The organism is Chitinophaga pinensis (assembly GCF_007896845.1).
GTDB classification, from domain to species: Bacteria; Bacteroidota; Bacteroidia; order Chitinophagales; family Chitinophagaceae; genus Chitinophaga; species Chitinophaga pinensis_C.
Genome location: NZ_VOHS01000070.1, coordinates 1 through 16,089, shown reverse-complemented (window position 1 = coordinate 16,089; position 16,089 = coordinate 1). Strand labels below are relative to the sequence as shown.

The window sequence follows — 16,089 nt, the reverse complement described above, 5'->3', positions numbered from 1 at the left end:
GATAACCCAGTAAGAGTAACAATACAAGCATAAAGTAAGGCCATACTTTTTATGCAACAGAAAGCGGGGATCAGCCAGTGAATATTCAGCCAGGCCAGCCCAATCAGTAATGACACCCGTACAAGGGCACAGATAAAGAAATTGGGTAGACCGGCTTTCTGTATCAGATAAGTGCGGTCATAGAGAAAGATAAGGGTGACCATCACCCAATAGGCGGCGTAAAAATAACGTTGCCGGAAGGGATGGCTATTGTTAGTCGTGGAAGACATCGTCTGATTTTTCACTATATACGATATTGGTCAGGAAATGAAAAATCCGGTAGAGGAACAGCAATAATAGTAGGAAAGGTACAAAGAAAAGTAAACCGGATTGATAGAAGAGCTGTTTAAATGTTTTACAGCTATTAAGGCATCCCCCCGTGAAATCAATGAATTACACCAGATCAGCATAGAACGACGTAAGTATTCTTCTTAAAAAGTTGTCCTGTTTTTTACCGCGCGAAATGTCTGATTCACGCCTGATCTTGTCCGCTTAGCCTTATTCCTCCTTTACCTGTACCTCTTCCGGGTGATATCTTTACATCATCAACACAAGAGAGATCCCCGCAAACGGTAAACGTCACCCATTATAGCCAATCCGGATAGCGGGAAAGTGAAGTAAACAAAACCTGATCTGAAGATCAGGATTTTTAAACGCTTAAAAAACCGACAAGATGAAAATTTTACTTACTGCTATTGCCGTGATGAGTATTGGTGCATTTGTTTTTGCAAAACAGGCGCCCAGTCAGCAACCGGGTACTAAACGCACAGAACTGCAAAGACATGATCTGGATATTCCCGGTAAAGAAACGATTCAGGCGCGTATTGATTTTGATCCGGGAGCTGCATTTGGCATGCATACACATCCGGGAGAAGAAATTATCTATGTACTGGATGGTACACTGGAATACGAAGTAGAGGGTAAGAAACCAGTACAACTGAAAGCAGGCGATGTATTGTTTATACCTACCGGCGTAAAACACGCTGCCAGAAATGTAGGGAAAGTAAAGGGGGCTGAACTGGCTACTTATGTGGTGGAAAAAGGCAAGCCATTGGTTGTATTGGCAAAGTAAAGTGTAGTGTGTGATGTTTAATATGAAAAGATCGGGGTTATGATAACTCCGATCTTTGTTTTTTCAGATAATCAGTCGCTATCGCCGGGATCAACAGCGTTCACCTTAAAAGCAGTATCACGTAGATTATATGCCAGTACGATGGTAGTCTAAAGCTATGACATAAAACGGCTAGTTACGCCTTTGTCTGCTTCGGTTGCGGTATAAAATAAGCAGTTGGTTTAATTCCGCTGTGGTGATATCGAGATCGTCGATGTTAAACAGCTCACGTCCGCCGGGAAAGTCATAGGAGAGAAAACGGGTGCTGTTGTTGCCACCGGTTCTGATAATGGCTTCTTCATTGCTGATGGATGCCCATGGGTGGAAAGGCGTTGAAGTCCGCTTGTGAAAATCTGTGCTGTAATGATTCCCATTTTGCCTGCTGGGCAGCTGAGCGGATCTCAGTTTTTTCGAAGAAGTGTTTATTCGGCCAGATTAGCTTTTCCTGTATTGCTCTTTTCTTCAGTTCATGTACGTTGCGGACATTTTCAAAGGCCCAGAGTCTCCATTTCGTGATCATCACACTCCAGTAAAGCCAGGCCAATACAAATGACACCAGTATACCTACTCCGATTCCCCAGCCCGGTATGATATTCATGACAGCAAGAACAATGCAGAGCACCGTTGTCAGGACCATGATGGCTATTGCCGGAAGATTGACCATTTTATGGCCCTTTGTAATGGCTTCTTCTACTGAGATTGTTTCGCTTGTTGGGATGATGCTCATAAAGTATCAGGATAATGCTATTTTCTATGTTAGTGGCGGATCGGCATAATAAGCCGTGAAATTAGTGTAATGGGTCCAATTTAAATGAAAAACCTCTAAAGCACCTTCTCAGGCACTTCAGAGGTTTAATTTATCACGGTTAAATCTTACTATTTGGCGAGATCAAATCTGTCCAGATTCATCACTTTGTTCCATGCAGCTACGAAATCTTTTATGAACAGTTCCTGACCATCTCCGGCACCATATACTTCCGCGATCGCTCTGAGTTCGGCGTTAGAGCCAAATACCAGATCGGCACGGGTGGCGGTCCATTTAACTTCACCACTTGTGCGATCAGTGCCTTCAAAGAGTTCTTTATCGGCAGATACTGCTTTCCATGCGGTATTCATATCCAGCAGATTTACAAAGAAATCGTTGGTCAGTACACCCGGACGTTTAGTGAATACACCATCGGCAGAGCCATTATAGTTGGTATTCAATACACGGAGCCCTCCAGTTAACGCTGTTAATTCGGGAGCCGTAAGCGTCAGTAATTGGGCCTTATCAATCAGTAGTCCTTCTGTGGATGCGTGTACTTTTGTGGTACGATAGTTACGGAAGCCGTCAGCAAAAGGCTCGAGGAAGCCTACAGATTCAACATCTGTCTGATCCTGCGTAGCATCTCCACGACCGGGTGTAAATGGCACTGTAACGGTCTGTCCTGCGTCTTTGGCTGCTTTCTCTACACCCGCTGCACCTGCCAGTACGATAAGGTCTGCAATGGATACCTGCTTACCGCCGGCTTGTGCGCCATTAAATTCTTTCTGAATACCTTCCAGCACGTCCAGTACTTTCTGTAACTGAGAGGGGTTGTTCACCTTCCAGTATCTCTGTGGTGCGAGGCGGATACGTGCCCCATTGGCGCCACCGCGTTTATCGGAACCACGGAAAGTAGAAGCAGAGGCCCATGCAGTAGATACGAGTTCTGATACGCTTAATCCTGATCCCAGCACTTTGGCCTTGAGGGCAGCAATATCATTTCATCAATCAGGGGATGGTCTACAGCCGGAATAGGATCCTGCCACAGCAATACTTCTTCCGGTACATCTGGTCCGAGATAACGGACACGCGGGCCCATATCACGGTGAGTCAGTTTGAACCATGCGCGGGCAAATGCATCTGCAAATGCGTCTGCATCTTCGAGGAAGCGTCTGGATATTTTCTCATATACCGGATCAAATCTCAGAGACAGATCGGTAGTGAGCATGGTAGGTCTGTGTTTTTTTGCGTTGTCGTATGCATCAGGGATGATATCGTCCGCATTTTTTGCTACCCATTGGTGAGCACCTGCCGGGCTTTTGGTCAGTTCCCATTCAAAGCCGAAAAGGTTTTCGAAGAAATTATTACTCCATTGGGTAGGCGTAGTGGTCCATATTACTTCGAGTCCGCTGGTGATCGTGTCAGCGCCTTTACCGGAACCATAGCTATTATTCCAGCCGAGGCCCTGTGATTCCAGACCTGCTGCTTCCGGCTCTTTACCCACATGACTGGACGGAGCCGCGCCATGGGTTTTACCGAAGCTGTGCCCGCCTGCTATCAGGGCAACTGTTTCTTCATCATTCATTGCCATACGGCCGAATGTATCACGGATATCTTTAGCAGCTGCGATAGGGTCAGGATTGCCATCCGGACCTTCCGGATTTACGTAGATCAATCCCATCTGTACGGCTGCAAGTGGTCTTTCAAGGTTGCGGGAGTGGATATCACCATCCGCATTATCATCAGAAGAAACTACACCATGCTCTTTAGGTACGCCTTCCGAACCGTGGGCATAGCGTATATCACCACCCAGCCAGGTGGTTTCTGCACCCCAGTATACATCTTCTTCTGATTCCCATTTATCTTCACGTCCACCGGCAAAACCGAAGGTTTTAAAGCCCATGGATTCCAACGCTACATTACCAGTGAGGATCAGTAAGTCTGCCCATGAAAGGTTGCGGCCGTACTTTTGTTTAATCGGCCAGAGCAGGCGGCGTGCTTTGTCAAGGCTGACGTTATCGGGCCAGCTGTTCAGAGGCGCGAAACGTTGTTGTCCTGATCCTGCACCCCCACGGCCATCATTCACACGATAGGTGCCAGCACTATGCCAGGCCATACGGATAAATAAGGGACCATAATGCCCAAAGTCTGCCGGCCACCAGTCCTGTGAGTCGGTCATGAGTGCATGAAGGTCTTTTTTCACCGCTTCCAGATCCAGACTTTTGAAGGCCTCCGCATAGTTAAAATCTCCTCCGAGGGGATTCGACGAGGGAGCGTGCTGACGCAGAATGTTCAATTTTAACTGGTTTGGCCACCAATCGCGGTTCCTGGTGCCACCGCCGCCAGTGTTGTGCTTCAAAGTGCCATTGTGGAACGGGCATTTACTGATGTCGTTTAATTCTTTTTCCATTTGTAATAGTAGTTTATGGTATTGAACAAACACTTGCTTGCACGGGGTATTTGTGCAGGTTTCTAAAGTTATGATATTGGAGATAATAATGGGAATTAATTAATTCTATGTTTCAATAGTTTATGTCTATTTCTCCCTGATAGAGCAATGCTTAAAGCCTTGATAATCTTTACATAAAAGATCCTGTTGGTTTCAGTGGCGTTCCGGGATGCCGGCGGAATATTAAGTTTAAATGAATTCTCCCTGCGGGCAGAAGGCTGGTGGCATACTCTCATCAGAATGGGATAAGCGGCAAGTAGTTTATATGATCATTTTGATATATTTGTTCTTTCAAACCAATAGCATATACCTATGACCACTAGAATTGTTGTCCTGATGATGGGCCTTATCTCCCTATCCTCCATCTCATCAGGTCAGGTAAAAAAATCAATTATTCCCGTATTGAATCCAGGGGAACAGTACATTTTCAGAAACACAGCCATTTCAGACATTCATGAAGACGGAGTTCGCGCCATCAATCAGACTGCTTCCACCAGCTGGTTCCTGCGTGTAATAGGAAAGACAACTTCAGGTAAATTAATGTTAAGAGGGACTTATCTTAAAATCAACCAGCGGACGGAACATCTTTTTACGCATGATCTGACAGGTTTCAATTCAGATGATTTCAATGAGTTTGTAGTGAAAAGCACGTCGGAGGACCTGCATCTGCAAAATGATCGTTTGCGTAAACTGGGCGAAGGTATGCTGGGAAAATCATTCACCATTTACATTACTCCTGACTGGCACGTAGATCAGGTAACCGGCGTGGATACACTGGTTAATAACGCACTTGCCGGTATGGAGGAAGATGATGCTTCTATTGCACAGGGTTTTGGGAAAACAATGCGGGGCACAATCAGTAATGAAGAGCTCAGAAAGGTATTCGACGATGCATTGGCCTATATTCCTGATGCAGAAGTAGGTGTCGGTGATAAATGGAGCAAAGAGGGGAACCATCAGATTGGCGCATTGCAGGTAGATTATGCCGTGAAATCAGATGATGGTAACCATATGGAAATCGCGGTGTCTTCAGGTACTGCCATTAACAGTGATATTCAGGCATCTTATTCCAGAAAAGGAACGATCACTGTTGATGTTAAAACAGGATTGGTGACACAGTCTGCCGTGAAGGATGATATGAAGCCAAGAGCAGGTAATATTACCAGACTGGTGATCAAGACAGTGAAGAACGAAATGCAGAAGAAATAATTACCGTGCGCTCCGGATGTTGAACCGGAGCGCTATTTCTTTTGAACAATAGCGGCTGATTAAAACTGTTTAGGTTTTAATTGTTGCGCGGCAAGTACGGCAATCTCTATTATTCTTTTTTGTCTGGTTTCGGGGCGTTTGGCCAATACCAGCCATTGTAACATACCTTTCCGGACGGTCTTGCTTAGTCCCGTAAAAAAGGCTTTTGAACCGGGATATAGTTTGAATGCGGCCGTCAGATCCTTCGGAATCTTCAACATTTCCACCTCATCTAAAATTGACCACGAACCATTCTTTTTAGCAATCTCAATACATTTGGCCCCTGCAGGCATCATTAATCCACCTGCCACCAACCGTTTCACTTTTTCTTTGTTGATCGCTGACCATACACTATTTGGCTTCCTGCGGGTAAAAAGCTGCATGAATTTCTCATCATCAATAGGTCTTGCAGTACTATCTATCCAGCCAAAACAGAGCGCTTCATCTATTCCTTCACTACGGCTCATCGTATTGATTCCCGCTTGTTTTTTATAATAGATCAGCCAGATGGATTGTTTTTGCTGATGGTTTTTCAGCAACCATGCTCTCCATTGGGACCGGTCAACCGGACAAAAAGTCTCGCTGTCTTTTTCCTGCATAAAAGATATTATTTCATTGTAATGACACAAAGCTAAAGGATGGAAGTGACAGCCCTATGTCAGGAGCTCCGGAAGAATTTTAACCGTTTATCCGTGTGCCCGGAACAAAATAAGCTTACCATATGTTAGTATATCGATCTGAAACACAGCATTCAGCTGTCTGATAAGCGGCATTCCTCCTGTCTGGCTTTTTTACAACATACACCACTGAACCTGTAATTATTTAATTTAAAACACTCATCAATGAACCAGCTAAGATTCATAAGCGTATTCGCTTATGTAAGTGTCGCAGTATCCCTGATCTCCTGCGGCGGACAGCATCAGGAAAAGAATGCGACAGATACCACGATTATTGTAGACAGTACAGTCGTTGTTAAGACAGACCCCGGCACCACATCTCCCATTGTTACGACGCCTCAGCAAATGATGGTGGTAAGACATAAGGTGGCTAACTTCTCAAAATGGCTGCCTTCGTACGAAGAGCATGATTCCATGCGACAGGCCAATCAATTGCACAGTTACGTGATAGGGCGTGGAATGCAGGACAGTAATGTCGTTGTTGTGGCCGTGAAAGTAGATGACATGGAGAAGGCGAAGGCTTTCAGTAAAGATGCGGGCCTGAAGAAGGCAATGCAGAAAGGAGGCGTAACGGGTACACCTTTGTTTGCCTTTGTGACAATGACTTATCAGGACACTGTCAGTATCGCGTCTGACGTACGTTCATGGACAACTTTTACAGTAAAAGACTGGGATGCGTGGCAGAAGGCATTTACAGAAGGGCAACAGGAACGGCTGGATAATGGTCTGGCAGTAAGGGCATATGGACATGATGCAGACAACGATAAGAAAATAGTCCTGGTAGTGGCAGTGACCGATAGCGCCAAAGCGAACGCCTACTGGAAGTCAGACATGCTGAAACAAAGGAGGATGGCATCTGGTGTAACAGATGAACCACAAAGGTTTATATTCCGGGTGGTAAAGCGGTATAAATGAGGACAGACTACCTTCTTTACAGATACATTTCAAACAAAAGCCTTGCGACCTTGCAAGGCTTTTGTTTTATACCCTTTGATCAAGGTTGTGAAAGTACTGTGCTACTGCATGTACCGTTAGACTCCAATTGGAGCAGCTGTACAGTGCCTACACCAGACAGCGTTACCCGGCAGGTATTAAAACCTCCGCCACAGGAGCCCCGGTATACACAGGGCGATCCCTGGCTGGGGACCTGCTGCAGATTGGTATATCCAGATCCGGGTGATTGGGCATTGGTGGCAAAAGCGCCGGCAATGGCCAAAGCAAATGCGCTTACTGATAATCCAATTTTTCTAAAGTTCATGACAGTGAAAATTTTGAATTCGGATGTATGCCTACTATTTTCTACAGGTTTTCGGCGACGCCTGTTCTATTGCAATAGAAATATTATTAGCGCGTGGGAATAGCGTATGCGTGTAGTGTGTGGTCGTGTAAAGTAAACAGCTGATTGCCTTTTACAATAAAGTCTGTGATACGATCTTCGGTGGGAAGAGGCACGTATAGTGTATAGAGGTACTTGCCGTTATCCAATGCATATACATCGATGATTTCCTGCTCTCGTCTCACCTGTTTGTTTTCATTATCAGCAATCAGGGTTGATAATATATAGATCCTGTTGTCAGTGGTTCTGACCCTGCTGTTGACATAGACCGGAGGTGCGGAAAATTTACTGGTACCGGTTGACATACTGGCCACCTGTATCTTTGCTCTTGTGTTTGTATCCAATGTATTTCCCGTGTATTGTCGCTGAAGATTGGAATCCAGTACTACAAACTCATTACGGTAATGATAGGCATATACCAGCCTGCCTGTTTGTTTGTCATAATCATATGTGCCGTCAGTACAGAATATGCCATCTACCTGTTTCGTGATACTGCCCGGACTTAATGTTACATAAGGGGAGTCCGTTTTAATCTTAGCCAATATATTTTGCTGGTTGCCCAGAGCATCAACATGGATACTACGGGAAATAAAAGAGGTAGGGGAGATGTTCTGCAGCATATTAAAGAAGCAACTTTGTGGCAGGAATTTTTGCAGACCTAAGCTATTAAGATCCCCGCTGTAGAGGGCAGGAGTATTCCCTTCCGCCATATAAACAGCAGGAGAATCGACCATGATTCTGGCCAGTTTCCATGCGTAACGTTCTTCTGCTGCGAGTCTGAAAGTCAATTGTTGTGTGTCTTTCAGCATCTGATCGACCGTCAACAGGTGTAAAGAAGCTGAATAGTTCCCCAGATAAAGATGTTGATCCGTTGCTCCTGCGATATAATAAGCAGGGTACTTCAGTTCGAGCGTACGTTCCAATACAGCCTTTACGGCAGGTATACTACGTGAGAACCCATTTTTACGTTCGTTGGGTTTATCTGCAAATGCGTAGAGTATAAGCACAAGCAGGAGGCAGGCCGCCGTACAGGCAGCTGCAAAATGAAAGGGCTTTTGCATCATGTTGTGTTCAGTTATGCGTGAACAAGTCGTCTGGATGGATGGTCATTATCGGCTGGTCTGGTATATAGCCACATACCCAGCAGCGCAAGCAGCACAAAGAAAATATTGAAATAAAGGTGTTGTGTCCATGTCATACGGGAGATGACACCGCCGCAGGAGCAGGGGATCTTTTCTGCCAGTGTCATGAGCACAATTATATATGTAGTAAACAGCATCATTATAGCAAATGATGCATACAGACCGGCACGCCGGTATTTTGGGAGAACCAGCATCAGCGCAATGACGATTTCGGCCACAGGTACTACTATGGCTAATACTGGTGCGAATCTGGTTAATAAAGGAGATTGTCCTATTACGGCACGGAAGTTTTCATAATCGAGGAATTTGCTGACGGCTGTGTAAACGAACAATAGAATGAACAAGAGACGGATGGTCTCTAGAACAGTTCTTCTTAACATGGAATATGGGTTTACAGGTTAAAGTGTAATCTCATTTAATTCGGGCATGTAAGTAAATATAATTGGAGATTTGAGACAGTTTAAGGATCGTCTCCCCGGTTCTCACGTGTTTCGCTGGCTATCTTGAATCCGAATTTAAGGAAATATTCTGAACATTAGCATCCTGCGATATTTTTTATTGCATTCATGCGCTTCCATTCGAGTGCTGGCTGTGTCGTCAATAGTGCGTTGTCAGACTGAATACTGTCTTTGGGGAATAGGGCTTTATTTTCATGAAGATGTAGAAACACAAAAGACGTTCGTTAAGAACGTCTTTTGTGTCTATGAAAAAACCGTCAATAATCTACTACCATAATGCGCCGGTGTTGATCCATCTGTTGGTATCAACATCGCCGTTGAAGTAGGAAGTAATAGTACCGTTTAATTCAATTTCCCAGTTATTATTGGTGAGTGTACCGATACCGTTATAAGAGGCCAGAGGTACATCCCAGTTTTCGCGTGTCACTTTTTGTGTGCTGATAGAGAAGTTAGGACCCGCCATGTAGTTACCGAAGTTATTGCTGATACCCAGTAGCGTAGCGGTACCGTTAATGTTTATGATTTCTGTTCTTTCTTCACTGGCGTTTGGATTCCAGTCGCAACAGCCTTGCCATTCCATTTTCAAACGGAGTACAATATAAGCTTTGTAACCTTTGATACCGGGAAGCGCATCATAATAACCATCAAATGTACCGTAGATCTCATGAACGAATTTTCTTGCGCTACCAGTCAGCGGAGCACCTGTAAAACGATCGGTAGGCTGGAAGGCATACTGATGACGTGCATTCAGTCCTCTGATGTCCAGTTGTGTTCTTGCACCTAACAAAGATACTTTAGTCGGAATGAATTTTTTGATACGCTCAGGCTTTTGTTTGGTTGTCTCCAGACTGGCTTCATCAGTAACAGGAATAAAGTATTTGTTACCATTGTGGTACCAGATGATTTCGTCACCTACTTTTACTTCACCTTTTTCATTCAGGGTGGCGAGGAATGCGGTAGGGAAGTTAAATGCCTCGAGATCAGTCAGCGTAGCTGATAATACAGGTTTCTTGTCTTTACCCGGTTCACCATATGCTTCTTTCAGGGCTGCATACAGGGTGTGGAAACCGGCAGGAGCTGCATCCGGAGTGGCAGCATCGATGTGCTCATAGAAGTCTTTAGTTGTCTTAAATGCCAGACGACCGTTTTCTACAGTAACAGTTGTTTTGTCTTCTGGTGTTGTTGTCTGAACAGGTGCGGCTGTTTCTTTCTTACATGCGTTGAAAGTAAAGAGCACACCAACGAGGAGAAACGATACTAGCGTCGTTCTTTTCATGGGTTTTCTATTTTGAGTTAAACAATAAGCATGGGATAGAATTACCGGTATGATGGTAATGATACCTCATAAAACAGGAATTGGGTTAAGTACTTTATCGGGTTAAAAAAAGGGTTTATATAATGTTGTGCTATCTGGTATATTTAATACGGGTTGACATGTATGTTTTCTTTAGTTGTAATTAATTGCGCCGTAAACTTAGCTTAAAAAAAATGAGCTGCAAGTTTTCTGTTTATTATTTTTTTGCTCACTGATTGCTAAAATAATGGATGAAATGCTTTGTTGTACACTGTTTGACAATAATGGCTGCACTGATGGTACAGCAACCCATCAACTTAATCTATTTCCTAATGCTTTTTTGCAGCTATTACAGACAAATTACCGGGATGCCCGAAGTTTGTTTATTTTTATGCCCGCGAAATGAACCGCTCACTGACATATAATCCATTTGAGGTAGTGACGCCTGCATTCATAGAGATGCTATTGCAGCATGCACATTGTTATATCGTGCTGCAAAAGTTTCAGTATCCGGGTGTAGCGATGAACAAAGGTTTTATGGCTACGGCTTATACGACACTTGCGCAGGCATTGTCTCATCTGGGGGAGTTACATCAGGGAGAGGGGAAAATGCTTCATCTGGCAGATAAGGCCGATCAGGAGAAGTTGCTATCATTACTGGATCCTTCAACCGGATATCAGTTCTTTTATAGTACGACGCCTGATGTGACGGCTTGTAAAAAACTGACGCAACTGTATAAACTGAAGGTGAGCAATTACATCAGAAGTCAGTTACGGATGAAAAATGATGGTGGGTATGATGTCACACTGAAAGTGATATCAGGAAGGTTTATGGCAGTTATCACTTCCGGTCAACAGAGAAAGGAAGTATTGTTTTATGAAATGATCAGATAATAATATGTGCAGAAGTATCTCTATGCATTGTGAAATAGAATTGACCATTGATGCTTTTCCGGAATTGGAAAATGACAAGCGGGTTGTATTTGATGAAGAGGGCTTGATTTATATAGATTCTACAGCATTTCCGCTTACAGATGTGATTTCCCGGCAACAGGACCGGATGGTACTTTCTGAGATGTCGTGGGGAGTGGTTCCCTTGTTTGAAAAAGACAGAGATAAGATCGTATCGCGAAGACTGGATATGGTGAATGCCCGTGCGGAAAGAATATTGGATGAAAACTCTTTCTGGTATAAATCCGGATTGGTCAGACAGCCTGTATTGATACCAGTTACCAGTATTTTCGAGTACCGTCATATTCATGGATGGAGTAATAAAGTGCCGTATGCGGTCCGCACCAATCATCAGCCGGAGCTGCATCCTTTTTATGTGCCTGGCATGTATCAGTTACATCACGAGCATGATGCAAAAGGACAGTTGGTGCAGGTGGGTAGTTTTACGATGGTTACGACGGAGGCCAATGAAGTGATGCGACAGATTCATAATGGAGGAAATAATCCGCACCGGATGCCTTTGTTTTTGCCATTGGATATGGGAAAGCAATGGATCTCTGCCAGCAGAACCAAAGGAGATGTAAAAGAGATTTTACAGTATCGGCTGCCGCCGGACCAGTTAAGTTATCATACTGTTTTTACCCTGAGCGGTAAGAAAAGTCGTCCTGATGGCAAGGCAAAGGATGCTTACTGGGAATGGCCCAATCTGCCGGAACTGGGGAATGATTATCCGAAAGGAAGCGCTACACAGACGTCTTTGTTTTAAACGATATTTCAGTGATAATATTACAGGCCACATGTTGCAAATTTTAGCAGCGTGTGGCCTGTCTGTTTTTATGCCTTCTTAAGCCCTCAAAAAGCCACAGTAATGTCAGATAAATCATTTACTACTTATATGAGTAATGCTTGCCAAGGCGCCAACAGATTGTATTTCAGGGCAAAAGATTTTACTGAGTAGACTCATTAGAAAATATATATATAAACATTTCTTCTATTTAATTATTTTAATATATTTGTTCATTGGTTGTAGGACTGGTAATCATCATTTTTCACATAGGACAGATTATCGGAAATTTTTCTACCCCTGTTTCCTTCGCAATGTGTTGTAATGTACAGAAAAACCTTTCCCTATACATATGAATCAGCGGTTACATGAGGTAGCCCATCACTATATCTATGAAAACACGTATCGTAAACGTTTTATCAAGCCTGGTCTTGATATTCTGTTCAATGGTGACGTTCGGCCAGATGCCGTACAGCCCCTGTAACCCCAGTGGGGGAAAAAAGGGGGACATTCTGGGAATTGAGACCAGGTACAGAGCGCCCGGAGGGGCAGCACCCGTATTTAACATCCCTGCAGGTACAAGGTCAATTACAGTGTATATCTCTTCTGAGACGGGAATCACTACCCTGTTGGATAACCCACAGGGCGATGAGGATTTCATGACTGTCAATGCAATCATTGACCTGACTTCCAATACATCTTCCGGTTACGTGAACTTTGCAAAGAACACCTTTGTGGATGGTTCAGGTACTAACCTGTATGGCTGGCAGAAAGTGCCTCTTGGCGCATACATCCCTAATGCAAGTAAGCTGGGGGATGCTACTCCCAATCTGAACAACGTAAACTTTACGGTAAGTGGTAGTACGTTGACGATCACAGAAAGTGCGAATACGATTCATTCGTCATACTATGTGGAGTATGTGTCGCCATATAACAACTCCATTAACCCGCTTGATCCGCAGGTAAGGGCATTGTTGCATGGTACAGGTACGGCGAATACGGATCTGACGATTCCTATTCCGACAGGAGCAAACCTTATCTGTATATCAGGAAAGGGTACCAACTCAAGTGCTGTGGATCTCAATACATCTGCAGGTACAGAGGAAGGTTACTCTAATCTCCGTGTTACTATAGACATGGATGCCGGTTTTACAGATGGTTTCGTTACACTGGCGAATGGTGGTTCTGTTGACAGACGTTCTACATATGTTATCAATAACCTAGCGAGTTCTTCGACGATGAACTTCCTTTCATCGGCCGCGATCACAGGTGATTATACCTCCAAACTGACCAGCGCAGGCGCAGTAGGGGTGTATAATCCGCAGATATATGTCAGCGGTACCAATCTGGTGATCAGGCGTGACGCGAACTATGCGAGAGACTTCGATGATGCCTATGTGGTGGAGTTCTATCATAGAGTAGGACAGGGAATGAGTGCTGAGTTCATCAATTCTGATATTCAGCCGATCCCTAAAGGTGTCAGTTCTACAACAGGTATCAGCAGAACTTTTAATATACCTCCCGGTACCAACGCTATTTACTTTAATGAGACAGGTAATGCGTGTAATACCGATAGAGAAAGTAATGAAAACTCGATTGCAGCATATGCTTATATCGATCTGACCACTGAGACTGCTACCGGTTATTTCTATCAGCAGGTAGGTCTCGATGGTACGAACAGACGAGATGACAACTTTGCATTCAAAGGCGTCGCTTTAAATGGCAGCAGTGCCCGTGCTCATGCGAATACGGTCGGTTTTAAGGGGCCCAATTCTTATGATATCGTCTTTACGTTATCAGCAGATAAGACGCAGCTAACCGTTACCAACAGAACAGGATTGGCGAACCCGGATTACCAGTTCCTCCTGTCAATGGATTACTACGGTGCGAGACCAGATGTTGCTTTTGATGCTTCCAGTGTGGCTTTGGCGAAAGGTCCGTCCTGTAATGTGATCAGAGCGACTTTCAACGTATGTAACCCCGGTGCGGGTAATAGTAGTGGTGGGATGCCGGTATCTTTTTACCACGGTGATCCTACAACAGATCCTGCTGCTGTATTATTATATACCGGTGCATTTGGTAGTGGCTTACTGGAAGGAGAGTGTAAGGTATTTACTTATGATATTCCAATGAACGGTTTTGATGACCTCAATGTACCGATGACCATTGTTATAAATGACAATGGCAGTTTTGTTACAGGAGTGTAGGAACAGCCGTGGGTACACCATTTACACTGGCGTCATTGGTGAACCAGAACTCCGGTTATAAGGAGTGTAACTATGACAACAACCTCATTACAAGAGTCTTAAATGTAAATAACTGTCCGGTTCCGAACCTCGATGCTGATAACAGTTCCGGAGCAGTGGGAAGATATAATTATCTGAACTACTCAATGCAGGTACTGTTGGAGGTGTGAAGATCAATGATGCAGATCTTGCTGTAGTGGATCCGGGTGGTACAACGATCGCTTCTGCTACAATTACATTAACCAACAGACTGGATGGAGCTGCTGAATCAATTTTCATCAATGGTACATTGCCGGCAGGTATTACTGCAACGGCAGTGGAACAGGGACGATCGTATTATCTGGCGTTGCATCACAGGCGGCTTATGTTGCTGCACTGAGAATGATTGAATACCAGAAAGCAATCCTTCTCCCAATCCGGCCAACCGTATTATTACCACTGTACTGAATGACGGACTGGAGACGGTCCGGCATCTACCACTACGATTGTTATACTGACAGATCCGCGTATCAATGTATCAGGTAATGGTACTACGATCGCAGACAACAGTATAACCGTAAATGCACAGACTGGACGGATTTTGGCAATACTATTTCGGCTGCCGTAACACGTACTTTCACTGTCAGCAACGTTGGTACAGGGTTATTAATTTAACAGGTACACCAGCGGTAAGTGTTGCCTCCGGAGATGCAGGGTTTACCATTTCAACACAACGGGAGTTACCTCGCTTCCTGCTGCGCAGAATACCAGCTTTGTGGTGAACTTTAATCCGGCAGCACATGCTGTTGGTGTTTATACCGCTGTTATACGTATTGTAAATAATGATACCAATACAGACAGAGCTGACTTTACTTTTACAGTATCAATTACTGTGAATGCTTTACCGACGGTAACAAACTTTACTGTAAATGGTACAGAAGATAATACGCTGGCATTTACTGCTGCAAACTTTACTGCTAATTATAATGATCGGATGGTGCACACTGATAGTATTAGAATTACGAGTCTGCCGCTGAACGGTAGTTTCCGTCTGAATGGTACTGTGATAGTAGTTGGTCAGATATTCCGGCCGCACAGCTGGGTAATATCACCTTTATACCTACTGCTAACTGGTCTGGTACTACAGGGTTTGATTGGAGAGCGTACGATGGTACTTCCTTCTCGGCAGGTACTTCCCGTGTGACCATCAATATCCAGCAGTAAATGACGCTCCGCAGATCACTACGCCAACCAGTATTGCGGTAACGGAAGATATTCCTGCATCGTTGAAAGATTCTCTTTCTCAGATATGATGCTGGTACAGTATCGTAACAGTTACTTTTCTCGGTACCTAACGGAAATTGAATGCGACGAGCGGAATGGGTGTGACAGTGAGTGGAACGCCATCAGCATTAGTAAGTGGTACAATCGCTGATATCAATGCGTTTCTGGTAGCGAACGAGTTAACTATTCATCTACGCAGAATCCGCCGCCGACAGTATTACTGACGGTGGTTATTTCGATAATGGTAATACAGGTGCAGGTGGTGCAAACAGGCAACAGCTACAGTACCATTAGGTATTACTGCTGTGAATGATGCGCCGACCGGTACGGGAGATACACGTACAAC

The 16,089-nt window shown here is 44.3% G+C and carries 17 protein-coding genes and 1 pseudogene; 9 read left to right on the top strand and 9 right to left on the bottom strand.

What is annotated here, in order from left to right:
* Positions 1-284 (bottom strand): annotated as a pseudogene (locus FEF09_RS32260) (histidine kinase); the annotation flags it as partial.
* Positions 285-712: 428 nt separating this feature from the next.
* On the opposite strand from FEF09_RS32260, the gene FEF09_RS28605 reads away from it, so the two are divergent.
* Positions 713-1,111: a cupin domain-containing protein gene (locus tag FEF09_RS28605; RefSeq protein WP_146308255.1), complete on the top strand. Its 399-nt coding sequence runs from the start codon at positions 713-715 to the stop codon at positions 1,109-1,111.
* Positions 1,112-1,448: 337 nt separating this feature from the next.
* On the opposite strand, the gene FEF09_RS28595 is transcribed toward FEF09_RS28605, so the two are convergent.
* The 3 genes from FEF09_RS28595 to FEF09_RS34600 form a co-directional block, all read right to left on the bottom strand.
* Positions 1,449-1,877: a hypothetical protein gene (locus FEF09_RS28595; RefSeq protein WP_222597233.1), complete on the bottom strand. Its 429-nt coding sequence runs from the start codon at positions 1,875-1,877 to the stop codon at positions 1,449-1,451.
* Positions 1,878-2,026: 149 nt separating this feature from the next.
* Positions 2,027-2,869, bottom strand: coding sequence for a peroxidase family protein (locus FEF09_RS34605; RefSeq protein ID WP_315898199.1), 843 nt, complete (start codon positions 2,867-2,869; stop codon positions 2,027-2,029).
* Complete coding sequence (locus FEF09_RS34600) at positions 2,851-4,305, bottom strand: peroxidase family protein (RefSeq protein WP_315898198.1); 1,455 nt, start codon at positions 4,303-4,305, stop codon at positions 2,851-2,853. Before FEF09_RS34600 ends, FEF09_RS34605 begins: the two co-directional genes overlap by 19 nt.
* 351 nt (positions 4,306-4,656) lie before the next feature.
* Between FEF09_RS34600 and FEF09_RS28585 the strand changes: the two genes are divergently transcribed.
* The gene (locus tag FEF09_RS28585) at positions 4,657-5,553 is read left to right on the top strand and encodes a DUF6263 family protein (protein WP_146308254.1); all 897 of its coding nucleotides are present in this window, start codon (positions 4,657-4,659) and stop codon (positions 5,551-5,553) included.
* A gap of 59 nt (positions 5,554-5,612) precedes the next feature.
* Here FEF09_RS28585 and FEF09_RS28580 read toward each other — a convergent pair whose 3' ends face one another.
* Positions 5,613-6,191, bottom strand: coding sequence for a YdeI/OmpD-associated family protein (locus tag FEF09_RS28580; protein ID WP_146308253.1), 579 nt, complete (start codon positions 6,189-6,191; stop codon positions 5,613-5,615).
* A gap of 243 nt (positions 6,192-6,434) precedes the next feature.
* On the opposite strand from FEF09_RS28580, the gene FEF09_RS28575 reads away from it, so the two are divergent.
* The gene (locus FEF09_RS28575) at positions 6,435-7,184 is read left to right on the top strand and encodes a hypothetical protein (RefSeq protein WP_146308252.1); all 750 of its coding nucleotides are present in this window, start codon (positions 6,435-6,437) and stop codon (positions 7,182-7,184) included.
* A gap of 79 nt (positions 7,185-7,263) precedes the next feature.
* Here FEF09_RS28575 and FEF09_RS28570 read toward each other — a convergent pair whose 3' ends face one another.
* From FEF09_RS28570 to FEF09_RS28555, 4 genes are all read right to left on the bottom strand, one after another.
* Entirely contained in the window at positions 7,264-7,527 is a 264-nt protein-coding gene (locus FEF09_RS28570) for a DUF6520 family protein (protein ID WP_146308251.1), read from the bottom strand.
* Positions 7,528-7,613: 86 nt separating this feature from the next.
* On the bottom strand, positions 7,614-8,669 hold the full coding sequence (locus tag FEF09_RS28565; RefSeq protein WP_146308250.1) for a hypothetical protein: 1,056 nt from the start codon (positions 8,667-8,669) through the stop codon (positions 7,614-7,616).
* An 11-nt stretch (positions 8,670-8,680) separates the two neighbouring features.
* A complete protein-coding gene (locus FEF09_RS28560) occupies positions 8,681-9,127 on the bottom strand; it encodes a MauE/DoxX family redox-associated membrane protein (protein ID WP_146308249.1) in 447 nt (148 codons plus the stop codon).
* A 346-nt stretch (positions 9,128-9,473) separates the two neighbouring features.
* The gene (locus FEF09_RS28555; protein ID WP_146308248.1) at positions 9,474-10,481 is read right to left on the bottom strand and encodes a hypothetical protein; all 1,008 of its coding nucleotides are present in this window, start codon (positions 10,479-10,481) and stop codon (positions 9,474-9,476) included.
* 420 nt (positions 10,482-10,901) lie between these two features.
* On the opposite strand from FEF09_RS28555, the gene FEF09_RS28550 reads away from it, so the two are divergent.
* The 6 genes from FEF09_RS28550 (at position 10,902) to FEF09_RS28525 (ending at position 15,663) form a co-directional block, all read left to right on the top strand.
* A complete protein-coding gene (locus tag FEF09_RS28550; protein WP_146308247.1) occupies positions 10,902-11,393 on the top strand; it encodes a hypothetical protein in 492 nt (163 codons plus the stop codon).
* Between the two features lie 4 nt (positions 11,394-11,397).
* Complete coding sequence (locus FEF09_RS28545; protein WP_146308246.1) at positions 11,398-12,216, top strand: SOS response-associated peptidase; 819 nt, start codon at positions 11,398-11,400, stop codon at positions 12,214-12,216.
* A 464-nt stretch (positions 12,217-12,680) separates the two neighbouring features.
* Positions 12,681-14,441: a hypothetical protein gene (locus FEF09_RS28540; protein WP_146308245.1), complete on the top strand. Its 1,761-nt coding sequence runs from the start codon at positions 12,681-12,683 to the stop codon at positions 14,439-14,441.
* Between the two features lie 8 nt (positions 14,442-14,449).
* Complete coding sequence (locus tag FEF09_RS28535; protein ID WP_146308244.1) at positions 14,450-14,650, top strand: hypothetical protein; 201 nt, start codon at positions 14,450-14,452, stop codon at positions 14,648-14,650.
* Positions 14,647-14,859 (top strand): hypothetical protein, encoded by a 213-nt coding sequence (locus FEF09_RS28530; protein ID WP_146308243.1) that lies wholly within the window; start codon positions 14,647-14,649, stop codon positions 14,857-14,859. Before FEF09_RS28535 ends, FEF09_RS28530 begins: the two co-directional genes overlap by 4 nt.
* Before the next feature lie 375 nt (positions 14,860-15,234).
* On the top strand, positions 15,235-15,663 hold the full coding sequence (locus tag FEF09_RS28525) for a hypothetical protein (protein WP_146308242.1): 429 nt from the start codon (positions 15,235-15,237) through the stop codon (positions 15,661-15,663).
* Positions 15,664-16,089 lie beyond the last annotated feature (426 nt).